Origin of the sequence: Phreatobacter cathodiphilus, assembly GCF_003008515.1 — a bacterium.
Classification (GTDB): Bacteria; Pseudomonadota; Alphaproteobacteria; order Rhizobiales; family Phreatobacteraceae; genus Phreatobacter; species Phreatobacter cathodiphilus.
Map to the genome: position 1 here is coordinate 2,142,153 of NZ_CP027668.1, position 23,835 is coordinate 2,165,987.

At 68.7% G+C, this 23,835-nt stretch carries 24 protein-coding genes; 14 read left to right on the forward strand and 10 right to left on the reverse strand.

Annotated features, from left to right (window positions below):
* Positions 1–105 precede the first annotated feature (105 nt).
* The 3 genes from C6569_RS10505 to C6569_RS10515 all read left to right on the forward strand — a co-directional run bounded on the left by C6569_RS10505 (position 106) and on the right by C6569_RS10515 (position 3,083).
* Positions 106–1,110, forward strand: a complete 1,005-nt coding sequence (locus C6569_RS10505; RefSeq protein ID WP_106750991.1) for a flagellar biosynthetic protein FliO — start codon at positions 106–108, stop codon at positions 1,108–1,110.
* 181 nt (positions 1,111–1,291) lie between these two features.
* Positions 1,292–2,068 (forward strand): flagellar type III secretion system pore protein FliP, encoded by a 777-nt coding sequence (gene fliP, locus C6569_RS10510; RefSeq protein ID WP_106748800.1) that lies wholly within the window; start codon positions 1,292–1,294, stop codon positions 2,066–2,068.
* Between the two features lie 67 nt (positions 2,069–2,135).
* Positions 2,136–3,083 carry a type I restriction enzyme HsdR N-terminal domain-containing protein gene (locus C6569_RS10515; protein WP_106748801.1) on the forward strand — a complete coding sequence of 316 codons (948 nt, stop codon included), beginning with the start codon at positions 2,136–2,138 and terminating at the stop codon, positions 3,081–3,083.
* 37 nt (positions 3,084–3,120) lie between these two features.
* Here C6569_RS10515 and C6569_RS10520 read toward each other — a convergent pair whose 3' ends face one another.
* The 5 genes from C6569_RS10520 to fliL all read right to left on the reverse strand — a co-directional run bounded on the left by C6569_RS10520 (position 3,121) and on the right by fliL (position 9,735).
* Entirely contained in the window at positions 3,121–6,576 is a 3,456-nt protein-coding gene (locus C6569_RS10520; protein ID WP_106748802.1) for a tetratricopeptide repeat protein, read from the reverse strand.
* Between the two features lie 262 nt (positions 6,577–6,838).
* Positions 6,839–7,567, reverse strand: coding sequence for a MotE family protein (locus tag C6569_RS10525; RefSeq protein ID WP_106748803.1), 729 nt, complete (start codon positions 7,565–7,567; stop codon positions 6,839–6,841).
* A 12-nt stretch (positions 7,568–7,579) separates the two neighbouring features.
* A complete protein-coding gene (locus C6569_RS10530) occupies positions 7,580–8,059 on the reverse strand; it encodes a DUF6468 domain-containing protein (protein ID WP_245898297.1) in 480 nt (159 codons plus the stop codon).
* On the reverse strand, positions 8,059–9,216 hold the full coding sequence (gene fliM / locus C6569_RS10535) for a flagellar motor switch protein FliM (protein WP_106748804.1): 1,158 nt from the start codon (positions 9,214–9,216) through the stop codon (positions 8,059–8,061). The genes C6569_RS10530 and fliM overlap by 1 nt, the downstream gene beginning before the upstream one ends.
* 9 nt (positions 9,217–9,225) lie before the next feature.
* Positions 9,226–9,735 (reverse strand): flagellar basal body-associated protein FliL, encoded by a 510-nt coding sequence (gene fliL, locus C6569_RS10540; protein WP_106748805.1) that lies wholly within the window; start codon positions 9,733–9,735, stop codon positions 9,226–9,228.
* 320 nt (positions 9,736–10,055) lie between these two features.
* Between fliL and flgF the strand changes: the two genes are divergently transcribed.
* The 4 genes from flgF to flgH are packed head-to-tail and all read left to right on the forward strand — an operon-like array spanning position 10,056 to position 13,389.
* On the forward strand, positions 10,056–10,805 hold the full coding sequence (flgF, locus tag C6569_RS10545) for a flagellar basal-body rod protein FlgF (RefSeq protein ID WP_106748806.1): 750 nt from the start codon (positions 10,056–10,058) through the stop codon (positions 10,803–10,805).
* A 12-nt stretch (positions 10,806–10,817) separates the two neighbouring features.
* A complete protein-coding gene (gene flgG / locus C6569_RS10550; protein WP_106748807.1) occupies positions 10,818–11,606 on the forward strand; it encodes a flagellar basal-body rod protein FlgG in 789 nt (262 codons plus the stop codon).
* Between the two features lie 8 nt (positions 11,607–11,614).
* The gene (gene flgA / locus C6569_RS10555; protein ID WP_146144776.1) at positions 11,615–12,610 is read left to right on the forward strand and encodes a flagellar basal body P-ring formation chaperone FlgA; all 996 of its coding nucleotides are present in this window, start codon (positions 11,615–11,617) and stop codon (positions 12,608–12,610) included.
* A gap of 44 nt (positions 12,611–12,654) precedes the next feature.
* Positions 12,655–13,389: a flagellar basal body L-ring protein FlgH gene (gene flgH / locus C6569_RS10560; protein ID WP_106748809.1), complete on the forward strand. Its 735-nt coding sequence runs from the start codon at positions 12,655–12,657 to the stop codon at positions 13,387–13,389.
* 164 nt (positions 13,390–13,553) lie between these two features.
* Here the strand turns inward: flgH and dksA are convergent, their stop codons facing one another.
* Together dksA and C6569_RS10570 are read right to left on the reverse strand one after the other, a co-directional pair.
* A complete protein-coding gene (gene dksA, locus C6569_RS10565; RefSeq protein WP_106748810.1) occupies positions 13,554–13,970 on the reverse strand; it encodes an RNA polymerase-binding protein DksA in 417 nt (138 codons plus the stop codon).
* A 199-nt stretch (positions 13,971–14,169) separates the two neighbouring features.
* Positions 14,170–14,604, reverse strand: a complete 435-nt coding sequence (locus C6569_RS10570) for a flagellar assembly protein FliX (RefSeq protein WP_106748811.1) — start codon at positions 14,602–14,604, stop codon at positions 14,170–14,172.
* 236 nt (positions 14,605–14,840) lie between these two features.
* Between C6569_RS10570 and C6569_RS10575 the strand changes: the two genes are divergently transcribed.
* The 4 genes from C6569_RS10575 (at position 14,841) to C6569_RS10590 (ending at position 17,337) form a co-directional block, all read left to right on the forward strand.
* The gene (locus C6569_RS10575; RefSeq protein WP_106748812.1) at positions 14,841–15,941 is read left to right on the forward strand and encodes a flagellar basal body P-ring protein FlgI; all 1,101 of its coding nucleotides are present in this window, start codon (positions 14,841–14,843) and stop codon (positions 15,939–15,941) included.
* On the forward strand, positions 15,941–16,270 hold the full coding sequence (locus C6569_RS10580) for a rod-binding protein (protein ID WP_106748813.1): 330 nt from the start codon (positions 15,941–15,943) through the stop codon (positions 16,268–16,270). Before C6569_RS10575 ends, C6569_RS10580 begins: the two co-directional genes overlap by 1 nt.
* Positions 16,271–16,273: 3 nt before the next feature.
* Positions 16,274–16,753: a hypothetical protein gene (locus C6569_RS10585; RefSeq protein ID WP_106748814.1), complete on the forward strand. Its 480-nt coding sequence runs from the start codon at positions 16,274–16,276 to the stop codon at positions 16,751–16,753.
* A 146-nt stretch (positions 16,754–16,899) separates the two neighbouring features.
* The gene (locus C6569_RS10590; protein WP_106748815.1) at positions 16,900–17,337 is read left to right on the forward strand and encodes a flagellar protein FlaG; all 438 of its coding nucleotides are present in this window, start codon (positions 16,900–16,902) and stop codon (positions 17,335–17,337) included.
* 61 nt (positions 17,338–17,398) lie between these two features.
* Here the strand turns inward: C6569_RS10590 and C6569_RS10595 are convergent, their stop codons facing one another.
* Both C6569_RS10595 and fumC read right to left on the reverse strand, forming a co-directional pair.
* Positions 17,399–18,262, reverse strand: coding sequence for a DMT family transporter (locus tag C6569_RS10595; RefSeq protein WP_106748816.1), 864 nt, complete (start codon positions 18,260–18,262; stop codon positions 17,399–17,401).
* 86 nt (positions 18,263–18,348) lie between these two features.
* Positions 18,349–19,740, reverse strand: coding sequence for a class II fumarate hydratase (gene fumC / locus C6569_RS10600; RefSeq protein WP_106748817.1), 1,392 nt, complete (start codon positions 19,738–19,740; stop codon positions 18,349–18,351).
* A gap of 325 nt (positions 19,741–20,065) precedes the next feature.
* Between fumC and C6569_RS10605 the strand changes: the two genes are divergently transcribed.
* From C6569_RS10605 to flaF, 3 genes are all read left to right on the forward strand, one after another.
* Complete coding sequence (locus C6569_RS10605; RefSeq protein ID WP_106748818.1) at positions 20,066–21,286, forward strand: flagellin N-terminal helical domain-containing protein; 1,221 nt, start codon at positions 20,066–20,068, stop codon at positions 21,284–21,286.
* Positions 21,287–21,408: 122 nt separating this feature from the next.
* Positions 21,409–21,822, forward strand: a complete 414-nt coding sequence (gene flbT, locus C6569_RS10610) for a flagellar biosynthesis repressor FlbT (RefSeq protein WP_106748819.1) — start codon at positions 21,409–21,411, stop codon at positions 21,820–21,822.
* Positions 21,785–22,156 carry a flagellar biosynthesis regulator FlaF gene (flaF, locus tag C6569_RS10615; RefSeq protein WP_106748820.1) on the forward strand — a complete coding sequence of 124 codons (372 nt, stop codon included), beginning with the start codon at positions 21,785–21,787 and terminating at the stop codon, positions 22,154–22,156. Before flbT ends, flaF begins: the two co-directional genes overlap by 38 nt.
* An 86-nt stretch (positions 22,157–22,242) precedes the next feature.
* On the opposite strand, the gene C6569_RS10620 is transcribed toward flaF, so the two are convergent.
* A complete protein-coding gene (locus C6569_RS10620) occupies positions 22,243–23,826 on the reverse strand; it encodes a hypothetical protein (protein WP_106748821.1) in 1,584 nt (527 codons plus the stop codon).
* Positions 23,827–23,835 lie beyond the last annotated feature (9 nt).

Genomic DNA, 23,835 nt, shown 5'->3' on the forward strand with positions numbered 1-23,835 from the left:
CCGCGAGGTCGAAGTCGGCAAGGCTTGCCGGGTCTGTTAACCTCAACATAGATTTAACGCGCGCTCTTCCGGGCGGGCGTGCGCAATGCCATGGGATCGGTCTCGATGAACTTTCTCACCAATCTGCTCGGTCCCAACGCCCCCCTGGCAGCCACTTTCATCGTCGCCTTCGCGGCCGTTCTCGTTCTCATCGGCCTGACCGCCTGGATCTTCCGCCTCATCCGCGGGCGCGGCCTCGGCATCGGCTCGGGCGGCCGCGGCCGCCAGCCGCGGCTCGCCGTCCTCGACTATGCCGACGTCGACCAGCGCCGCAAACTCGTCCTCATCCGCCGCGACAACGTGGAGCATCTGCTGCTCCTCGGCGGCCCGACCGACGTGGTGGTCGAGACCTCCATCGTCCGCGGCATGCCCGTCCAGGCCTCGTCCCTGCGCGAGGCGGCCCCCGCCCCGACCTATGTCGAGCCCGATCCGCCGCTGCCGCAGACACGTCCCTCGCTGCGCGACGCCGCCCGCCAGGCCGCCGGCGAACCCGCTCCGGCGCGGCCGATGAACCTCGACATGCCCACCCGGCCCGAGCCGGCCCCGGCCCGCCCCGAGCCCGTCCGTCCCGAGCCGCCGCGCGTCGAGCCGGCCCGCCCGGCGCCCCCGCCGGTGGTCCAGCGCCCCGAACCCGTCCGTCCCGCGCCGGTGGCGGCGCCGGCCCGCCCCGAGCCTGCCCGACCGGAACCTGCCCGCAGCGAACCGGCGCGCCCCGAGCCTGCCCGCCCGGAACCGCCGCGCATCACCCCGGTCGTCACCCAGCCGGTCCGCCCCGGCACGCCGGTGCCGCCGCCCCGCCCCGCGCCGCCGCCTGCGGCCGCCGCAGCCGGCACCGACGACGTCGCGGCAAGGCTCGAGGCCGCGCTGCGCAAGCCGATCGGCGCCAATCCGGTCCAGGCCGGGCCGAAGCCCGCCGCCCCGGCGGCGCCGGCCGCTCCCGCCCGCCCCCAGCCCGGCTCTCCAGCGGCTTCTCCCAAGGCGCTGTCGGCCGACGAGAAGTCGGTCTTCGACAGCCTGGAGGAGGAGATGGCCGCCCTCCTCGGCCGCGGCCCGACCCCGCCGAAGAGCTGAGCGCGGGCCTTCGGGCTCCGACGCCCCGGGAACCGCAACGCTGCTGGCGCCATGTCAGGCCGGTCGGGCGAGCCTCCGGTCGGCGCCAGGCTCGCGGCGTCCTGCCCCTCCCGCCATCCACAGGCCCGGCGCCCCGAGCCTGCTAGACTCGCGCCAACGATTCGCACGGTGCGGGACGGCGATGGCGCTGACGACCCCTGACGGCAGGACAAGGACCCGCCCGGCCATTCGCCGCGCGGCGGTTCTCGGCATCCTCGCCGCCGCCGCCCTCGCCGCCGGCCCCGCCGTCGCCCAGGACATCTCGATCAATCTCGGCCAGGGCGCCGGGGTCAACGAGCGGGTGATCCAGCTCATCGGCCTCATCACCATCCTGTCGGTGGCGCCCTCCATTCTCATCATGGTGACGAGCTTCGTCCGCATCGCGGTCGTGCTCTCGCTGCTGCGCACTGCCATCGGCACCCAGACCGCCCCGCCCAATGCCGTCATCGTCGGCCTGTCGCTCTTCCTGACAGGCTTCGTCATGGCGCCGACGCTGCAGCAGAGCTACGACCTCGGTGTCCGCCCGCTGATCGAGAACCAGATCGAGATGCCGCAGGCCTTCGAGCGCGCCTCCGGGCCGTTCCGCGACTTCATGCTAAAGCACGTGCGGGAGAAGGATCTGGCGCTGTTCCAGGAACTCTCCCGCGAGCCGGTACCGGCCACCCCGCAGGAGGTCTCGTTCCGGGTGCTCATCCCCGCCTTCATGATCTCCGAACTGCGCCGCGCCTTCGAGATCGCCTTCCTGCTCTTCGTGCCCTTCCTGGTGATCGACCTCGTCGTCGCCTCCGTGCTGATGTCCATGGGCATGATGATGCTGCCGCCGGTCACCGTCTCGATGCCGTTCAAGCTGATCTTCTTCGTGCTGGTGGACGGCTGGAATCTCGTCGCCGGCAGTCTGGTGCGAAGTTTCGGGACGTGACCAGAGCATTTGACAATCGCTCAGAACACGCAAATCTTCTCGCATCCTCCATGTACGTGAATTCAAAATGTTCGATAAATTAGATACAGCAATATTCGACGACCCCCAGTTCAAGGAAGACTCCGTTAGAGAGGCTGTTATATTGCCTATTCTGACCCGTCTAGGTTTTCGAATATCGGGAGCAGACAGGATCGTACGCAGCAAGACGCTGACACACCCATTTATTCATGCCGGCACTCGAAAACTACCCGTCAAAATGATCCCTGACTATACGCTTTTGTGCGATGAGAAGCCCGTCTTCATTTTGGACGCGAAATCTCCAATGGAAGACGTGACGTCGCGCGACAATATCCAACAGGTTTACAGCTACTGCGTCCACCCGGAAATAAAATGCCAGCAGTTTGGTCTCTGCAATGGCCGAGAGCTTATTATTTTTTCGACAGACAGTAGCACCCCCTGCCTTCACCTCAAGTTTGAGGAATTCGCATCGAACTGGGAGAAGATAGAGAAATTTCTGGGTCCCCTTTATCTTAGAAACCCGACGCTTAGAGATTTCGCACCCGACCTGGGCTTAGCAATAGAACGTCTTGGTGTGCGCGAAGGATTCTCGGTTAATTTTCTGCCTGCATCTCTAAATTTGATAGCTCGGCTAGATGACAAACGATTCACAAGCTCAGCAAATATGGAATTCGGTGGTATTTTCCACTGTGTAAGTATGGACTTTAAACGAATACACATTCGGAAAATTATCAATGCTGTGCCTGCCGTTATACAGGGCCACTTCGAACATGCACTCAAGACTTCGCCATTTATGGCCTTCGCCGAGCTTGCGATCGAAGTTGATATTGAAACAACTCTGGGGCCGAAAACAATGGGCGAACACGAGCCGTTTAGGCCGTTCATTGTTAAGCGAGTTCTCGGCGCCCGTTTCAACCCACACGCGCTCACAAAACCGGCCGCTGAAGATTTACCCCAGCACGCATTTCGCCTTCGCGACTATGTGCATTTTGAATAGTACTTAAACTCGAACACTGCTTGTCGCGCCGCGCGCCTCACCCCTGCCGCGGGGTGGCGCCGGTCGGCGTGTCGGACTGCTGCTGCGGCCCGCCGGCGCCCGGCGTCTCGCCGGGATAGCGCTCGCGGTAGTTCTTCAGGAAGGCGTCCAGCGTGTCGCGGTCTGCGATGGACTTGGCGATCTCGCGATATTCGACGCCTCGCGCCTCGATGGGCGAGGTCACAACGTCGAAGGCGCGCTCGTCGGGCGTGCCCTTCATCGCGTCGCGCCAGCGGTTGCGCAGGCGGTCGAGGCCGAGCGCGTCATCCACCAGTGCATAGCCGATGGCGGCCCTCAGCAGGTGGCGGCGCTCGTCGTTGCCGAGCGCGGTGCCGGCGCGGGAGGAGACCCAGCGCTCGCTCTGCTCGGCGGATTCGCGATGGCGCTGCGCGCCCCAGTGGATGTCGGCCCGCAGCATCTCCGCCTCCGGGGTGCGGATGTCGGAGAGCATCTCCAGCGCCTGGTCGGGCCGGCCGGAATCGGCATGGGCACGGGCCTCCAGCAGATAGCGCTGGATGCGCAGCTCTTCCGGCAGGTCGGCGAGACGGGTGGCGCGCAACACCTGCAGTGCCGCCGCCGGCTTGCGGTTGCTGAGGTGGATCAGCGCCAGCCGCGCCGCCACCTGCGAGCGCGCCGCCCCGGTCAGGCGCCGGTCGATCTGGTGCTGCAGCAGCGCCGCCGCCTGGTCGAGCAGGTCCATCCCGGCCAGCCGGTCGGCGAGGCGGCGGATGATCTCATCGCCGCGGCGGCCCTGAGGGGTCATGTCGCGGAAGTCGTAGTAGAGCGCCAGCGCGTCCACCGGCTTCATCTGGTCGGCATTGCCGTCGAGGAACAGCCGCTCGAAATGACGGGCGACGTCGTCCTGCATGCCGCGCACCGAATCCGAGCGCGGATGGGCCCGCATGGCGAGCCGCATGGTGGTGAAGGCCTCGCGGAACTGGCCCTGGTCGGCATAGAGCTTGGCGAGAAGGGCGAGCGTGCGCGCCTCGACCTCGTCGCCGCGCCAGGCATAGCTCTGCACCTCGAGCTCCTCGATCGCCGCCTTGCGGTCGATCTCGCCGAGCCGGTGGCGAGCTGCGAGCAGCCGATGCTCGGCATCCGCCCGCACCGGCAGGTCCGGCCCGTTGGCGGCCCGCGCATAGGCGACGAGGGCGTCGCGGTCCATGCCCTTGGCCTCGATCACCCGGCCGCGCAGCAGGGCGAACTGTTGCTCGGCGGAGGGCGGAATGCCGATCTCCTGCAGGTCGGAGAGGTGCTTGTCGGCGCGGTCGACGGCACCGCTGTCGAGCGCCGCCTCGATGGCGCGCACCAGGATCGCCCGCGCCAGCGGGTGCGGCAGGGTGGCGGGCGAAACGTCGGAGCCCTCGAAGGCGTCGTGGGCCTCCTTGGACCGCCCGTCCATGGCCAGCGCCGTCGCGCGCCAGAGAGCGATGTCGGGCGCGTTCGCCATGGCCGGATGCGAGAACTCGCGCAGCGCGTCCGCCGGCCGGTGCATCATGATGGAGACGACGCCGCGCAGCCCCTGGATCGTGCCGTCCTCGGCGATCCGCCGGTCCTGGCGCACGATGGCGTCGAGCACGGCCTTGGCCTCGGCCCAGCGCTGCTGCGCCATGTAGAAGCGCACGAGGTCGAGGCGCTTGGCGGTGCGCTGGGTGTCGTGAACCGCGGCGGCATTGGCGAGGAGATCGCTTTCGCGCTCGCGGAACGGCGCCTGCTCGTCCATCGCCCAGAGTTCGAGGTCGAAGGTGATGGTGCGCGGGCGGCGAGTGAGGCGCTGAACCGGCTGCGGCCGCGCATGACCGGCGCTGAGCTGCAGGCCGAAGGGCCGGCTGATGTTGACCTGTTCACCGGAGATGGTGACCTTCAGGTCGTCGGCGATGGGCTGGAAGACGAGGCCGTGGCTGCCTGCGAGCGCCGTGAACTCCACCATCTCCCGCGTCTGCACGAAGGAGCGGGCGGGGCCCGCGCCGGTGACCACGATCAGCGTATCGCCCGCCAGCGGATCGGCGAGCCGGTGCACCGAGCCGGCCTGCGGGAAGTCCACCGTGGCGATGAGCCGGTCTCCCTGTTCGGTGGCGCGCGCCAGATGGACCGGCCGCGGCGGCTCCAGAACGCTGTCGGCCAGCGTGACGATCCAGGCGAGGCCGTCCCGCCCCGCCGAGGCGAGGCTCTGGCGCTCGAGCCCGATCCTGACGGCGATGCCGCTGCGCGAGCGCGAGGCGTCCACCGAGGAGAAGATGCCGGCGGCCTCGGCCTGCAGCCCGGCGAGCGCCACCTCCTCCATCGTGTCGAAGACCAGCCACAGCGTGTCGCCGCGCTGGAAGACCGCGCCCGGGGTCTCGCGGGTGAAGGGCACGAGGATGCGCACGGTGCCGCCGGCGCGGCGCGCCTGCATGGCGACCGGGCCGGGCGGCGGCGCGGGCGGGCGGGCCGCTGGGTCCGCGGTCTCGACATGGTGCTGGACCGGCGCGGGCGCCGCCGGAGCCGGTGCCGGTGCCGGGGCCGCGGCGACGACCGGCGCCGGCGGCACGGGCGGCGGCGTTGGACGCGGGGCCTCGGCGGCGACGGCGGGCGGACGGGTCTGCTCGGGAACGGGCACGGGAGCGGGAGCGGCACGCGGTGCCGGCGGCGGCATGGCCGGGCGGGCCGCGGCCAGGGGCGGCGTCGGCACGTTGCCCGGCAGCATGGTGACGGCGGGCGGGGTCAGGCCCGGCTGGCGCGCCTGGGCGAGCGCGGCGGGATCCCGCGTGCCCGCCGGGGCGCCGCGCATCGTCAGGTCGAGCACATAGGTCCCCTCCTCCCGGAAGGCCCTGACGTCGGCCTGCGGCGACACCGCCATGCGGAAGACCAGCTCGTCGGCACCGGTATCGGCCTCGATCTCGCCGACGAAGGGCGGCAGGGCGTCGCGGACGTGGCGCAGGTCGGAGGTGAAGGGCTTGGCGACGCGCAGCGTCAGCCGGTCGCCGGTCCGGTCGATGGCCACCGCCGCCGGCTCCGGCAGGGAGAAGACGAAACGGGAGAAGGTCGGGTGGTTGCCGACGCGCACCGTCACCGGCGGCATGGTGCGCGCCACGCGCTGGGATTCGGCGAGGCGCGCCCGCCGCTCGGCCTCGCGCGCGCGCCGCGTCAGCTCCTCCACCACATCCACGGGCAGGCCGGGCGGCAGGCCGCGCCAACTGTCGGGCATCATGTCGACGAAGAGCCGCTCGCCCGCCTCCATCGAATTGACGGTGACCCGCTGGCCCAGGGCGAAGCGCAGCGACTTGCCGTCAGGGTCGCGCCGCACCGCGGTGACGTAGTCGCGCAGCAGCGTGGTCAGCTGGTTGACCTGCACCTCGACCGGCTGGGAGAAGGCGATGACGAGCACGCCGCCGGTGATCTTCACGTCGGCGGGGATCTGCTGGTCGAAGTGGAAGACGAGGCGGGCGAAGCCTCCGGTGGTCGAGGCGCTCACCTCGGCCTTGGCCGCCGCCGCTCTCGCCTCACCCGCCGCGGGGGCTGCGGACGGCGCCTGCGCAAGGGCCGGCGAGAGGGGGACGTGACAAAGCAGGGCGGCGGCAAGGCCGGCCCGCGTCACACGCCAAACGCACCACGCGTTCCCGTCCATGGGATCGCCACTCGAACCTTCCGCCGGTCTCGGGAGACGGGCATGCGGCGGCTCCGTGCCACCGTTCGACGGGCATCATGGGCAATCGTGATTAACACCGCGTTTCGCCTCAGCGGCTCGGCCGGCCCTCGATCTTCGGCAGCGTGTCGGGCGATACCGAGCGCGGATCGGCGGAGGCCTGCTGGTTCGGCCGGCGGGCGAGTTCCGTCGTCAGGCGTTTGGCGGGGTCGGGCTGCATCTGGGCGATGACGTCGGCGAGTTTCGGCGGGCGCATGGCGCGGGCGACCTCGATCAGCACGCTCATGTCGAGGCTGTCGAAGATCCGCGCGGCGTCCTTCGGCCGCATCGATTCGTACATGCTGACGACGCCGCGGAAGCGCGCCTGCTCGGCCTCGTCGCGGCGCTGCTCGAGACCGGTGATGCGGGTCTCCAGCTCGCGCAGCTCGTTGGCGCGCTGCTCCATGCGCCGCTCGGTGGCACGCAGCAGGTTCTCGCGCATGTCGAGCTCGCGCTGGCGGGTGTCGAGCTCCTGCCGGCGTTCCTGCAGGCGTTCGAGGATCGCCCGCTCGGAGGCGGAGATGGCGGGCGGCTGGGGCTGTGTCGCCACCGGCGTCGGCTGCGGCGGGCGCGCGGCGGCGGCCGGCGGCGGCGCGGCGGCCGGGGTGGCGCCCGTGACCAGATTGGCGTCGGAGGTCGTCTCGATGCCGGGAATGGTCGTGTCCTGCGCCCGCACCTGCCGCGGCCCGGGCAGATCGCCGCTGAGCAGCCCGACCGCCTTCAGGAACAGGAGCCCGCCGGCGGCGAAGGTGACGATGGGGAGGAGGCGCAGGTCCCGCATGAGGCTCTCCCGTCAGGCCGCGCGCGTCTGCACGCGCGCCGCGAAGGCCTTGGCGGCCGCCAGCGTCGAGGCGGCGCTGCCGTGCTCGCCCGGCTCGCGCACCATGACCGGCACGATGGGCGGCACCGCCGGGATCGGGGGCACGCGCGGCTTGCCGGCATCGCGCGCCGCCTCGGTGATCCGACTGATGCGCTCCACCACCGTCTCGCCGGCCTTCACCTCGCGCTCGATGTCGACGAGGAACCGCTCGGCCGTGCGCAGCCGCTCGCCGAGGGTGCCGTCGCATTCGCGCACCGTGACCTTGAGGCCCTGGATGGCGCGCTCGGCGATCTCCGTGGCGGTGATCAGCTCGGCGATGGTCGCCTTCAGCGACTGTTCGTCCGAGCGCAGCCGCGTCAGGCGCCGGTTGAGCGTGATGCAATAGCCGATGGTCGCGGCGAGGAGCCCGGCCACCAGAAGTTCGATGACCATGGACACGGTGAAGCTGCTCATCATTGCTCCTGTCCGCCCGACGAGATCTGTTCGAATTGGGTCATGGTCGTCCGCCCGCGGCGGAGCGGCTTCTGGATGCGGATGGCGACCTTGTCGCCGACCCGGCCCATCCGTCCCTCGGTGAGGGTTTCGTCCCCGCAGCGTACCTTGACCAGCGCGTCCGGCTTCATGTCGAGGACCAGCGTGTCGCCGACCTTCAGGTTCATGAGCTTGCGCAACGGGAACTTGTTCTCGTAGAGCACCGCCTCGACATGGGTGCGGGCCTGGAAGATCTCGGTGGCCAGATGCCCCTCCCAGACCGGGTCGCGGCCGAGCTTCTCGCCGACGAAGGTCTGCATCAGGCGATCGCGGATCGGCTCCAGCGTCGCATAGGGCAGCAGCATCTCGATGGAGCCGCCGCGCTCCTCCATGTCGATGCGGAAGCGCACCAGGATGGCGGCGTTGTTGGGGCGCGAGATGGCGGCGAAGCGCGGATTGGTCTCCAGCCGGTCGATCTTGAACGTGACCGGCGAGATCGGCCGGAACGCGGCTTCCGCGTCGGCCAGGATCACCTCGATCATCCGCTTGACGAGGCCCATCTCGATCGTCGTGTAGGGCCTGCCCTCGACGCGGATGGCGGTGACGCCGCGGCGGCCGCCGAGCAGCACGTCGATGATCGAGTAGATGAGGCTCGAATCGACGGTGGCGATGCCGAAATTGTCCCATTCCTCCGCCTTGAAGATGGAGAGGATGGCCGGCAGGGGAATCGAGTTGAGGTAGTCGGCGAAACGGACGGCGTGGATGCGGTCGAGCGAGACCTCGACGTTGTCGGAGGTGAAGTTGCGCAGGGACGTCGTGAGCAGCCGCACCAGGCGGTCGAACACGATGTCGAGCATCGGCAGACGCTCGTAGGCGACCATCGCCGAGTCGATGATGGCGCGGATGCCGCCATTGTCGGAGAGCGCCAGATCCTCGATGGAGAAGCCGAGGAGGTTGTCGATCTCCTCCTGGTTGAGGATGCGCTCGGCGCCGCCCTTGGAGCCGGCGCTGACATGGGCCATGCCGTCTTCGCCGACGGATTCCCAGCCCTGCTCCGCATCCGACCCCGAGGAGCCCTGCTCCTCCAGCGCCATGCCCCATTCGGCGGCAAGGGCGTCCTGATCGATATCGCCAGCCATGTCAGACCGTCACTGCACGACGATTTCGCGGAACAGCACGGCGTTCACCCGCGCCGGATGGACGGCCGTGTTCACCCGCCGCGTCAGCTCGTCCCGGAGGCGGAAAATGCCGGCCGACCCCTCGATGTCCGAGGGGCGCATCTCGCGCAGGTAGAGCTGGAAGGCGTCGACCACGCGCGGCATGATCGGCTTGATCTGGTCGGCGACCTTGGCGTCGCTCACCTCGAGCGCCACCTTGACGCGCAGGTACTGGGGCCGGTCCTGGCCGACCGACAGGTTGACGGTCATGTCCGGCAGGTCGACGAAGGCGACCGGCTTGACGGCCTCCACGGGCGGCGCGGCGGCCGTCTCCGGCTTCTTCTTCATGAAGAAGAACCAGCCGCCGCCACCGAGCGCGACCACCGCCACCGCGGCGCCCACCATCATGATCAGCTTCTTCTTGCCGCCGCCGCCCTCGGGCGCTGCGCCCTCCTCGGCGTCGTCGCCTTCGGCCTCAGGCTTTTTCGGTTTCTTCGCCATCACTTAGCGCCCCGGATTCTCTGAATGGGACATTGCCGCCCCAATGGTTAACGGGTCGTTTATTTTCGTTAAGGGCACGGCAAGATTTGCCGGGACGAAACCGCCGACCGGACCTTTCGTGCCGCCCGCCCCGCACCCGTCCGTCATGGTTAACCAATTGATATTGCTCGCACCGGCCAGTTGGCACGAAGGCTGCGAGGTGTTCTGCGGTCGCCGGGCTCGTTTGGGAGAACGGATCCGGGGGCCACTGGGGAGCACCGCTTCTGACGACCGTCTTGGGAGAGACGGTCAGGCGAGGCGGACACGAAGGGACTGGTCCGATGGAGAACATTGGTCTCGTCGGTCTCTCGCGGCAGGTCGCCCTGCAGCGCGAGCTCGACGTCATCGCCAACAACCTCGCCAACTTGAACACCACGGGGTTCAAGCAGGACGACGTTGTCTTCCAGGAGTACCTGATGCCGGTCGCGCGGGACGATACGTTCCAGCGCGGGGCCGATCGCCGCATGTCCTTCGTCTGGGACCGCGCGACCACCACCAATCTGAGCCAGGGCGGCATCACCCAGACCGGCAATTCGCTCGACGTCGCCATCAACGGCCGCGGCCTCTTCGTGGTCCAAACCCCCGAGGGCGAGCGCTACACCCGCAACGGCTCCTTCGAGCTCAACGCGCAGAACCAGCTCGTCAACAAACAGGGCCACCTGGTCCTCGGCGAGGGCGGCCCCATCGCCTTCGAGGCCAACGACGTCGGCATCACCATCGGCCGCGACGGCTCGGTCGCCTCCTCGGGCGGCGCCCGCGGCCGGCTGCGGGTGGTCGACGGCAGCGCCCCGCGCGCCTTCGAGAAGGCCGGCGACAACCTGTTCCGCCTGCGTGACGGCACCCAGGCAGTGACCGTCGCCAATGCCGACGTGCGGCAGGGCGCGCTCGAGAACTCCAACGTCACGCCGGTCCTCGCGCTGTCGCGCATGATCGAGGTGACCCGCTCCTACCAGTCGCTGGCCTCAAGCCTCGAGAAGCACGACCAGATGCGACGGGACGCCATCCGTTCGCTCGGCAACCCGTCGACCTGAGGAGGCTGAACCATGCGCGCGCTCCACACCGCCGCCAGCGGCATGAAGGCCCAGGAGCTCACCGTCGAGGTGATCTCCAACAACATCGCCAACATGCGAACCACCGGATTCAAGCGCCAGCGCGCCGAATTCCAGGACATGCTCTACGATCACCAGCGCCGCGCCGGCACGCAGAACTCGCAGCAGGGCAACCTCCTGCCGGTCGGCATCTCCATCGGCTCCGGCGTCAAGGCGGCGGGCACCTCCCGCGTCATGACCCAGGGCAACGTCCTCTCCACCGAGAAGGACTACGACGTCGCCATCCGCGGCGAGGGCTTCTTCCGCATCCAGCTCCCCGACGGCCGCACCGCCTATACCCGCGACGGCTCCTTCGAGCGCAATGCCGACGGCCAGATCGTCACCGTCGACGGCTACCAGATCGAGCCGGGCATCACCGTGCCGAACAACGCCACCGCCGTCACCATCAGCGCTGCCGGCGTCGTCCAGGCGACCCTGCCCGGTCAGACGGCAGCTCAGACCATCGGGCAGATCCAGCTTTCGCGCTTCGTCAACAAGGCGGGCCTGGAATCCATGGGTGACAACCTCTTCCTGGAGACCGCCGCCTCCGGCCAGGCGATCACCACCACCCCCGGCAACGAGGGCATGGGCTCCCTGCTGCAGAAGAACCTCGAACAGTCCAACGTCACCGCCGTGTCGGAGATCTCGGACCTGATCGCCGCCCAGCGCGCCTATGAGATGAACGCCCGCATCATCTCGGCGGCCGACCAGATGCTGCAATCCACGTCGCAGTTGATGCGGTGAGGTTGATCATGTCCCGCGCCCGCCGCCTCCTCCTCGCCACGCTGCTCTGCGGCATCGCCCTGCCGGCGACTGCCCAGTCGGGCCGTCCGGTCCTGCGCCTCGACGTCACCGTCGCCGGCGAGGTGGTACGCCTCGGCGACCTCTTCGAGAATGCCGGACGCCACGCCGACGTCGCCGTCTTCCGCTCCCCCGATCCCGGTCATACCGGCCAGGTGCCCGCCTGGCGGATCGTCGAGGCGGCCCGCCGCGCCGGTCTCGAGCCGGAATCGGCCGACCGCAACCGCGAGGTCACCGTCACCCGCGACGCCCGCACCGTACCGCTCGCCGAGATGGAGGAGAAGATCGCCACCGGCCTGGCGGGCACCCTCGGCCTCAGCGATTCCAGCCGCATCCAGGTCGTCTTCGATCGCGGCACCCGGCCCCTCGTCGTGGAGCGCGAAGCGTCCGGGCAGATCGACATCCTGCGCCTTGAGCACGATCCCCGCAGCGGCCGCTTCGACGCCGTGCTCGGCATCCGCGGCTCGGGCCGGTCGGAACGCACCGGCGGCTTCCGTGTCAATGGCACCGCCAATGAACTCGTCGAGTTCGTGGTTCCGGCCCGCACCATCGGTCGCGGCGAAGTGGTCCGCACCAGCGACCTCACGGTCGAGCGCAGGCCGCGCAGCGCTCTGCCCGGCATGACCGCCGACACCATCGTGAGCCTCGGTCAGGCGGTGGGGATGGCGGCCCGCCGTCCGCTGTCGCCCGAGCGCCCGTTCCGCACCGCCGACCTGATGAAGCCCGAGCTGGTGGAGCGCAACGCCAACGTGCTGATCGTCGTCGAACTGCCCGGCCTGTCGCTCACCATGCGCGGCAAGGCGCTGGAGGCCGGCGCCGAGGGCGACGTCATCCAGGTCGAGAACATGCAGTCGCGCAAGAAGCTCCAGGCGGTGGTGACGGGCCTGAACCGCGTCTCCCTGGCGGCGCAACCGAACGCCCTCACCACCGCGTCGAGGATCCCGTGATGGTCCTTCAGTCCTCCCTCCCCCGTTCCGCGTCAGGACCCGCCATGCGAACCGTCCGCCCGCTCGTCATCCTTCTCGCCGGCCTGACCACGGCCGCCTGCGGCGCGCCAGACCGGTTGCGCAACGTCGGCCAGGCGCCCGCGCTCTCGGCGGTCGAGAATCCGCAGACCCGTCCCGGCTACCGCCCCGTCTCCATGCCCATGCCGGAGCCGCAGCCCGTCTCGCACAATCCGAACTCGCTGTGGCGCAACGGCTCGCGCGCCTTCTTCCGCGACCAGCGGGCCCAGCGCGTCGGCGACATTCTCACCGTCAAGGTCAAGTTCCAGGACCAGGCCAACATCCAGAACACCACCAACCAGTCGCGCACCGGCTCGCAGACCATGGGCACGCCGAGCCTGTTCGGCGCCGAGCGCCTCATCGCCCGCACCGGCGCCGATCCCTCCAGCCTCGTCTCCACCACCGGCACCAACTCCAACGAGGGCAAGGGCACCGTCACCCGCTCCGAAACGCTGACCACCAACGTGGCGGCCGTCGTCATGCAGGTCCTGCCGAACGGCAATCTCGTGCTGGAGGGCAAGCAGGAGATGCGGGTGAATTTCGAGGTGCGCGAGCTGATCGTCGCCGGCGTCGTCCGCCCGGAGGACATCGAGAGCGACAACACCATCGATTCCAACAAGATCGCCCAGGCCCGCATCGGCTATGGCGGCCGCGGCCAGATCACCGATCAGCAGCAGCCTCGCTACGGCCAGCAGGTGCTCGACGTGCTGCTGCCCTTCTGACGATCCCCAGAGCTCCCAGCCGTCCCCGCTCCCCAGCGACTACGGCAAGTCCGGCGCCGTCCGCGTTCTCCCGACGCGGGCGGCGTCGGCGTTTGGGGAGCCCGCCCCAAAATGAAACGGCCGCCCCGAGGGGCGGCCGGATTGTCCCGACGCGGGGCGGCGGTCTACTCGTCGCGGTACACCCGCTCGCGGCGCTCGTGCCGCTCCTGGGCCTCCAGCGACAGCGTCGCGATGGGGCGAGCCTCCAGGCGCTTCAGCGAGATCGGATCGCCGGTCTCCTCGCAGAAACCGTAGCTGCCGTCCTCGATGCGGGCGAGGGCCGCATCGATCTTGGCGATCAGCTTGCGCTGGCGGTCGCGCGCCCTGAGTTCGATCGCGCGGTCCGTCTCGGACGAGGCGCGGTCGGCGATGTCGGGATGGTTCTGGTTCTCGTCCTGCAGGTTCTGCAGGGTTTCCTTGGCCTCGCGGAGGATATCGTCCTTCCAGGCGAGCAGTTTCTTGCGAAAATACTCTTTCTGCCGCTCGTTCATGAACGGCTCCGAGTCATTCGGGCGGTAGTCCGCTTCCAACTCCAACGTCATGCACCGAACCCCTCATGATTCACGGATGCAGGCCCCGTGTTTCGGCGCGCTCATAGCACTCGTCCCGAGGGCGTACAACCTGAAACCCAGTCATCCCGCCGTCATCGACGGGCAAGCGCACGACCCGGAAAGGCAGGAACCGTGCCAGAGGGGAGGTTTTCCGGGAGTTTCAGGGGCTTGCGCTGTGGTGCCAGGGGGTTCAGGCCTTGGCCGCCGCCTCGCGCTTGGCGATCTCCACCTGGGCCCTGAGGTCGATCTCGGCGAGCACCCCGTCGAGGCCCGGATCGCCCGAGTCCTCGAGGCCGGCGGCGGTGAGACTGCGCAGCTTCAGCAGCACCGCCGGCATGGGCTCGCCGGCGAGCAGCGACAGCTTCAGGTCGTCGAGCAGGTCGAGCGACTGGCGGCCGCGCTGCATGGCCCGGCGGCGCTTCTCGCGGCGGTCCTCCGGCTGCATGCCCTGCACGGCGAGAAGCGTCTCGAGACCCGCCGCCGCCATGGCGGGACGGGCGGAGGTGCCGGCCGGCGTCTCGGTCCTCGCGCCGGGCAGCTCGAACGCGGCGCGCGGCCGGTCGGCCTTCTGGGCCGGCTGGCCGGTGGTGACGGCTCCGATGGCAGGCGGCGTGATGATCCGCATGGGTCCCTCTCCGGAACGGCCGCTTCAGCAAGGCGCAACAGGTCTTTCGACGGGTTAAGAGAGCCACGCCATGGTTAAGGGGCGGTTAATGCCCGGCAAGACTTGCCGGGCGGCAGGCGAAATACCCCCGGACGCTCCCGCATCCCGACAAAACTCTGTTTACGGATCAATGACTTGATCACCCCGAGGACATTGGCACGCCACGTGCTGGTCCCTGTCGACATCTGGGGATCTCCATGTTCCGCCGCCTCGCCCTTCTTCTGAGTCTCCTCGCCTTCGTCGCTCCGGCCGGGGCCACGACCTCGCGCATCAAGGACCTGGTCGACGTCGAGGGCATCCGCGAGAACCAGCTCATCGGCTACGGCCTCGTCGTCGGCCTCAACGGCACCGGCGACACGCTGAACAACTCGCCCTTCACCCGTCAGTCCATCCAGTCGATGATGGAGCGCCTCGGCGTCAACACGCGCGGCATGAACCTGCGCACCGCCAATGTCGCGGCGGTCATGGTCACCGCCAACCTGCCGCCCTTCTCCACCCAGGGCACCCGCATCGACATCAAGGTCTCCGCCATGGGCGACGCCCGCTCGCTGCAGGGCGGCGAACTGCTCGTGACGCCGCTGGTCGGCGCCGACGGCGAGGTCTATGCGGTGGGACAGGGCGCCGTCGCCATCGCCGGCTTCCAGGCCCAGGGCGCCGCCGCCTCCATCACCCGCGGCGTTCCGACGGTCGGGCGCGTCTCCAACGGCGGCATCGTCGAGCGCGAGGTGGCCTTCTCCATCAACCGCATGGCCTCGCTGAAGCTCGCCCTGCGCAACCCGGACCTCACCACCGCCCGCCGCATCGCCGCCGCCATCAACGACTTCATCGGCGCCCCGACCGCCGAGCCCACCGACCCCGCCACCATCCACCTGAAGGTGCCGCAGCGCTTCGAGGGCAACATCGTCGCCCTGCTCACCGAGATCGAGCAACTCCGGGTCCAGCCCGACCAGGTCGCCAAGGTGGTCATCGACGAGGCCTCGGGCATCATCGTCATGGGCAAGGACGTGCGCGTCTCCACCGTCGCCATCGCCCAGGGCAATCTCACCGTCACCATTTCCGAGCGCCCCCAGGTGAGCCAGCCCAACCCGCTCGCCCAGGGCCAGACGGTCGTCACCCCCCGCACCCAGATCCAGGCGACCGAGGAGGGCAAGCGCCTCGCCCTGGTGCGCGAGGGCGTGTCGCTGCAGGAGCTCGTCGACGGCCTCAACGCGCTCGGCATCGGCCCGCGCGACATGATCGCCATCCTCCAGGCCATCAAGGCCGCCGGCGCCCTCCAGGCCGAGATCGAGGTGCTCTAATGCGCAGCCAGACCCCCGAACGTCCGGCGATCAACGCGGCGACGCCCGCCGCCGCCCGCGTCGCCGGCTCGCGCGAGCAGCGCGCCTGGTCGCAGGCGCAGAACTTCGAACAGGTGTTCCTCAACACCATGTTCTCGCAGATGTTCACCGGCATCGGCACGGAATCCCCGCTCGGCGGCAAGCAGAGCGAGGCCTGGCGCGGCATGCTCGTCGACGAATACGCCAAGTCCGTCACCGGTCAGGGCGGCATCGGCCTCGCCAACCACGTCTACCGCGAACTGATCGGCGCGCAGGAAGCCGCGCCGCGCCGCCTGCCCGCGAGGAACTGAGCCATGCAGCAGCCCACCGCCCGCCCCGCCCCGCCGCCCTTCGCCAGCGCCGCCGAGGCCGTCGCCTTCGTCGACGGGCTGCGTGGCACCATGGCGGAACTGCGCTCCGTCCTCGCCGAGGAGACGGCGCTGGTTCGCGCCGCCCGCATCAAGGCCGCCCGCCCCTTCGAGCTGCGCAAGACCGAGCTGTCGCACCGCTATCTCGCCGACCTCACGCGCCTCAAGCTGCACGGTGCCGCCCTGCGCGCCCATGCCGGCGCCGCGCTCGACGCCGTCGAGGCCGAGCATGCCGTCCTGCAGGAGGCGCTCCAGGTCAATCTCGCGGTGCTCGCCACCGCCCATGCCGTCGCCGAGGGCATCATCCGCCACGTGTCGCAGACGGTGCAGGCGCGCCGCGCCCCCGCCGGCTACGGCGCCAACGGCCGCGCCCACGCCCCCGCCCCGCGCGCCTCCGCTCCGATGGCGCTGGTCCGGAGCCTGTGAAGCGGCGATATTCGACGTCATTTTAGAAGATGTGGCGCTGCAACATTTACCATATGTCCTAACGTGAGTTTAGGACTTCATCGTCATGATCCGGCACTTGGGAGAAGAGGGACCACGAGGTTCCTCCCCCACAGGGAGTACCGGTCATGGACATTCCGTCCTCACGACCGGCCGTCGGAACGATTTCTACCGGGCGGCCGGATACCGTCCAGTACCGCGAGGCGGTACGGACGGAGCTTCCCCGCGCCCAGCGGGTGACACAACCACCGTCCAACGCCGCCGGCACGTCCGTCGACGACAGGCGCCCCGGCGACTTCGCGGCACGCGACGAGCGCATCCTCGCCGACCGTCGCGCGCGAGTGGAGCGGATCGCCGACACGATCCGGGAATCGCTCCAGCGTCGGATCGAGAAGGACGACGCGGCCGGCCTCCTCGTCTACCGCACCGTCGACAAGGAGACCGGCGAGGTCGTTCGCCAGTTTCCCGAGGAGATGGTGCTGAAGCTCAGGGCCTATGCGCGCGAAATGGCGCGCAAGGAGGAGAGCGAGGCCGCCGACACCCAGCGGGTCGAGCGGGTCGCCTGACCCTCACGCGCCTCCGCCGTCCGTGACCGCCCCGCGGGGCGGCTTTCGCCGTTGATCCGCCTCAGGGCGCCGTGCGCTTCGGGGCCAGCAGGATCAGCGCCACGCCGGCGAGCACGACAACCGTGCCGGCGATCATCCGCAGGTCGAAACTATCCCCCGTGATCACGACGCCGAGCCCGATGGCCATGAGCGGGCACATCAGCGTCAGGGTGGAGATGAGGTTCGCCTCGTATGTCATGACCAGCCTGAAGAACAGGCTGTGTCCCAGCAGCGACACGAACATCGCCGTGTAGATCAGCGCGCCGAGGAAGGGCCAGCCGGCATGGGCCGCCCGCTCGAGCTGGTTCGTCTCCAGCGCCAGTGAGCCGAAAGCCAGAGGAATGGCCGAGGCAAACCCGACCCAGGCCTGGAACTGCAGCGGCCGGACATTGTGCATCTTCTTCATCAGCACCACGCCGAACGCCGAGGCGAAGGCGCTGGCGAGCACGAAGACGAGACCGATCGACAGCACGAAACCCTTCGGATCGTACATGACGAGGACGGCGCCGGCGAAGGCGAGGCCGATGCCAAGGCCCCGCCGCCAGTCGATCCGCTCCCCCAGCATCAGGACCGACAGCAGAGCGGTGATCGGCACGCCGAGCTGGGTGACCACCGCCGCGCTCGACGGCGTCGCGGTCATCAGGCCGATGGAGACGAGGCCGAAGCCGCCCGCCCCCATCATCAGCCCGACCAGAGCGATGCGCCAGCGCGGCCGCGGCCAGGGCAGGAGCCAGGGCAGCGCGACGAGCAGCACCAGCACGAAGCGCAGCGACGAGAACAGCAGCGGCGGAATGTCGAGATGGACGAGCGCCAGCTTCGTCACGACGAAATTGGTCGCCCAGATCAGACAGACCAGCATCAGGAGGGCGAAGTCGCGGGCGAGCATGGTCCCGATTGCGACAGCGCGGCGTGCAGTGCAACAGGCGCAGCCGCGCGGCAGTCATGCCGCGCGACTGGCCGACGGTAGCGGGATCAGCCCGGCGAGATCATCTTGCGCGGGTCGACGAGCAGGTCGTAGTCCGCCGCGGTGACCAGACCGGTCTTCAGCGCCTCTTCCTTCAGGGTGGTGCCGTTCTTGTGCGCCGTCTTGGCGATCTTCGCCGCGGCGTCGTAGCCGATCTTCGGCGCCAGCGCCGTCACCAGCATCAGGGAACGCTCGACGCCGGCGCGGATGTTGTCCTCGCGCGGCGCGATGCCGACGACGCAATTGTCGGTGAAGGACACCGCCGCATCCGCCATCAGCCGCACCGACTGGAGGAAGTTGTAGGCCATGACGGGATTGAACACGTTCAGCTCGAAATGACCCTGGCTGCCGGCGAAGGTCAGCGCCGCGTTGTTGCCGAAGATCTGCACGCAGACCTGGGTCAGCGCCTCGCACTGGGTCGGATTGACCTTGCCGGGCATGATCGAGGAGCCCGGCTCGTTCTCCGGCAGGGCGAGCTCGCCGAGCCCGGCGCGCGGACCCGAGCCGAGGAAGCGGATGTCGTTGGCGATCTTGAACAGCGAGGCCGCCACCGTGTTGATCGCCCCGTGGGAGAAGACCATGGCGTCGTGGGCGGCCAGCGCCTCGAACTTGTTCGGCGCCGAGGTGAAGGAGAGGCCGGTGATGGCGGCGATGCGCGCGGCGACCTCCTCGGCGAAGCCCACCGGCGCGTTGAGCCCGGTGCCGACCGCCGTGCCGCCCTGCGCCAGTTCCATCAGCGCGGGAAGCGTCTGCTCGATGCGGGCGATGCCGTTGGCGACCTGCTGGGCATAGCCCGAGAACTCCTGGCCGAGGGTCAGAGGGGTCGCGTCCTGGGTATGGGTGCGGCCGATCTTGACGATGTCGTCCCAGGCCTTCGCCTTGGCGTCGAGGGCGCCGTGCAGGTGCTTCAGGGCGGGAATGAGCCGGTGGTGGATCTCCTCGGCGCAGGCGACGTGCATGGCCGTCGGATAGGTGTCGTTGGACGACTGGCTCATGTTGACGTGGTCGTTGGGATGGACCGGCTTCTTCGAGCCCATCTCGCCGCCCGCCATCTCGATGGCACGGTTCGAGATCACCTCGTTGGCGTTCATGTTGGACTGGGTGCCGGAGCCCGTCTGCCAGACGACGAGCGGGAAATGATCGTCGAGCTTGCCGTCGATCACCTCCTGCGCCGCGGCGACGATCCGCTCGCCGATGGCGGGGTCGAGGCGGCCGAGCGCCATGTTGGTCTCGGCGGCGGCGCGCTTGACGATGCCGAGGGCACGCACGATCGGCGCCGGCTGCTTCTCCCAGCCGATCTTGAAATTGCCGAGGGAGCGCTGGGCCTGCGCGCCCCAGTACCGGTCGGATGCGACGTCGATCGGGCCGAACGTGTCGGTTTCGGTACGGGTTTTCGCCATGGGTCAATACCTCCGGAGGGGTCCGGGCCTCGGACGGGCCATCGACGTCGCGGAGGCCCCGCGCGGTCTCGATCTGCCGGCGGGGATAGACCCGAAGCGCCCGCCGCGCAATCGACCGGCCGGCGGAATGCCCCTCGCCCGGACCACCCGGCAAATCCTGCCGGTTAACTCTTGCCGTGTCGCGAAGGCCACACCCTACCCGCCCAAGCCTTTCAGAACACGCATGATTTTGGCCGCGGGACGGAAATTAACCTTTGATTAGGGTTAACGGGGCAGGGTGCGTCAAAGGCCCGTGAGAATCGTCGGGCCCGGCCGAGGACCACCCATGAGCGACATCGTCCTTTCAAAAGGCATTCGCGGCAATCTTCTCTCGCTGATGAGCACTGCCGACCTGCGCGACCGGACTCAGTACCGGCTGTCGACGGGCAAGAAGGTCAACACCGCGCTCGACAATCCCGGCAACTTCTTCTCCGCCGCGATGCTCAATTCGCGCGCCACCGACATCACCAACCTGCTCGACGGCATAGGCACGGCGATCAAGACCTTGGAAGCGGCCGACAACGGCATCCGCTCCATCGTCCGCGTGGTCGAGAACGCCCAGGCCCTCGCCCGCCAGGCACAGGGCTCGGCCGCCACCACCGCCCGGCTCTCCGGTGTGCTGCCCACGGTCGGGGGCGCCCAGGGCGCCATGACCATGCAGACGCCGCTCACCGATCTCGGTTTCGCCAATACCGAGACGATCACCATCAACACCGGCACCAACCGCTCGACCACGCTGACCATCGCCGCGGGCATGACGGTCGGCGACCTCGTCAATGCCATCAACGACAACACCTCCGAAACTACCGCCTCGGGTACGGGCGTCACCGTGGGCAGCACCTCGGGTGCCGATGCCCGCGCCCTCCTCTCCCCCGACGGTCGCCTCGTCATCGAGGCCATCGGCACCCAGCCGATCACCCTGTCCTCGTCCAACGCCGGCTCGGCCCTCGACAACATGGGCTTCAAGCTGGCCGACCGGTCGAAGCTCGCCGGCGAGCTCAACGTCACCCGCTCCAACATCGCGGCACAGTTCTCCGAGCTGCGCCGGCAGATCGACCAGCTCGCCAAGGATGCCGGCTTCAACGGCGTGAACCTTTTGAACGCCGATACGCTGCAGGCGATGTTCAACGAGCGTCAGACCTCCTCGCTGACCATCACCGGCGTGCGCTTCTCGGTGGAAGAGGATTTGGCCATCCGCGACCAGATGAACAACTTCCAGACCGACCGCGACATCAACGTCGCCATGCAGGACCTGTCGCAGGCCATGGCCAAGCTGCGCTCGCAGTCGAGCGCCTTCGGCTCCAACCTCGCCCTGGTGCAGATCCGCCAGAAGTTCACCCAGGAAATGGCGAACACGCTGAAGACCGGCGCCGACAACCTGGTCCTCGCCGACATGAACGAGGAAGGCGCCAACATGCTGGCCCTGCAGACCCGCCAGCAGCTCTCCACCCAGGCCCTCTCGCTCGCCAACCAGGCCGACCAGAGCGTCCTCAGCCTGTTCGGCTGAGGCGCGGCGGCGAGGAAGGGGCGATCCGCATTGACCGACAGGCGCCGGAGGAATCGTCAGGTCACGACGCGGCGGCCGCATGTGCTAGCATCCGCCATTGACGAATCGTGCGGAGGCTGGGGATGGCGCTGAAGGTCGAATTGAAGCCCGGCGAGAAGTTCATTCTCGGCGACAGCGTCATCGTCAACGACGACCAGCGCACGCGTCTCACCATAGAGGGCGAGGCGCCGATCCTGCGCGAGAAGGACGTGATGACGGTGGAAGCCGCCGATACGCCCTGCAAGAAGATCTATCTTCTCGTCCAGCTCATGTATCTGTCCCGTGAGCCGGCCCGCCACCACAAGATGTATTTCGACCTGGTCAACGACGTGGTGAAGGCCGCACCCTCGACACTCGGCTTCATCGACGACATCAACAATCACATATTAACCGGTTCGCTGTACAAGGCTCTAAAGGCCACGAAGGGCCTGATCGAGTACGAAGGGACTCTGCTGGGTCATGCATCACGGAGCAGCGGCGTACGCGTCGACCGCTAAGGTCACGGCAACGACCAATCCCCGCGACCTGGAGGCGAGCCTGCTCTTGAAGGCGGCGGCCAGGCTGCAGTCGGTCAAGGACAACTGGGACGCCGGCCGGGCCGAACTCGGCCCCGCCCTCGCCTACAACCGCAAGCTCTGGACGATCCTGTCGACCTCGGCGACCAAGCCGGAAAACCCGCTGCCGCTGCCGATCAAGAACAACATCGCCAATCTCGGCCTCTTCATCTTCCAGCGCACCATCGACATCGAGATCGAGCCGGCGCCGGAGAAGCTCGGCATCCTCGTCTCCATCAATTCCAACATCGCCGCGGGCCTCGCCGGCCGAAGCTGACGGGCGCCGCGGCCGCCACGGACGGAAAAAGGGCGCGGCCGCCGGGGCCGCGCCCTTTTCGTTTCCGTCGATCCGCCGCGGCCGGCCTACATGTAGTTGACGATGGTGAGCTTCGAGAGCATCGAGCTCGTCTGGTAGCTCGCCTGCAGATTGGTCTGCAGCGCCAGGATCTGCACCGTCACCTCGTTGTCGTCGACCCCCTCGATGTCGGCGAGGAGCCCGCCCAGCATGGCGCGTCGGTCGGAGTGGCGGGTCTTGGCGGAATCGGCGGCCGTGTTGGCCGCGGCGATCTCGATCTGGATCGACTGCACCGTCTGGCCGGCATTGTCCATGCTGAGGCCGGAGACCACCCGCGGCGTCAGCGCCTGGAAGCGCTCGAGGCCGTTCGGATCGCTCTCGCTGAAGCGCAGCGAACTCGCCACCGCCATGTACTGGACCGCGGTGCGCAGCGCCTCCTCGTCGGCGCGCACGCCGTAGTAGACGGACTGGGAATTGTCCACCTCCGCCGATGCGGTGGCCCGCGGATTGGGCGAGACCCGGTCGCCCTGGTACCAGCGCACGGTGGTCGCATCGGCGTTCTGCGGCGTGTCGTAGGCGACCGCATCCGCCATGGTGCCGGAGACCCCCGGCACCAACCGCTTCGGCACGCCCGGCTCTACGACCGGCGGCCCGGCGAGCGCGGCGGCATTGGTCTCGCCGTGGAAGAAGTCGTCGCCGGCCTTCACCGCCGACGCGGCTGCCAGCTTCGAACCGACCATGCGGCTGACCTCCGTCCCGAGCGTCGCACGGAGATTGTCGAGCGTCTCGGCGGAGGTCGCGCCGACCCGGAACTGCCCCGTCGCCAGCAGGTCGGCGTCGGCGGCGACCGCCGTCAGGGTCATGTTCTCGACGCTGCCGTCCGGCAGGGTGAAGCTGACGGTCAGCGCCTGGTTCGGCGAGGCGTTGCCGGCCCCCGCGGCGATCGAGAGCGATGCCGGCGGGCCCGCCGTCTTCGTGGCGGTGATGCCGTCAACGGCGCCCGAGACGAGGCCGATCTTCAGCCCGAAGTCATGGGCGCCGTCCTCTGCCAGAACCACCGGCTGGGTGCCCTGGGCCGACAGCGTCACCCGGCCCGTCGCGGCGGAATTGGCCTCCGGATTGGCGCCGGCGACGCCGAGGTCCGCCTGCATGCGCTCGAGCAGGACGGTCTTGAAGCCGTCCTTGGAGTTGTCGCCGTTGAGGAAAATCGACGGATCGAGCACCGGCGGGGTCGCCGACTTGCGGCCGCCGAAGACGTAGCGGGTGCCGTCGTTGGCGTTGAGCATGGAGACGACGGCGTTCAGGCCGTCGCCGGCGGCGACCTGACCGATGGTGCGGCCCGAGGACAGCTTGTACTCGTTCGGCTGCAGCGAGGTCTTGGTCGAGGAGACGGTCTTGGCGATGCCGGTCAGCGAGGTGTCGATGATGGAGATGCGGGTCGTCACCAGCGAGATGCTCTGCTGCCAGGCGTCGATCTGGCTCATCGAGGCGCGGAAGGCGAGCGAGAAGCCACGCTCCGGGCCGAGGCCGCCATAGGTCTCCGATTTCTGGCCGGAGCCGAGCTGTCGCTGCAGATCGGAGAGCTGCGTCTTCATGCGCATGAAGTCGCTGGCGTTCAGGCCCGACAGGATTCCCGAGGTGCGGATGGACATGACGCGGCC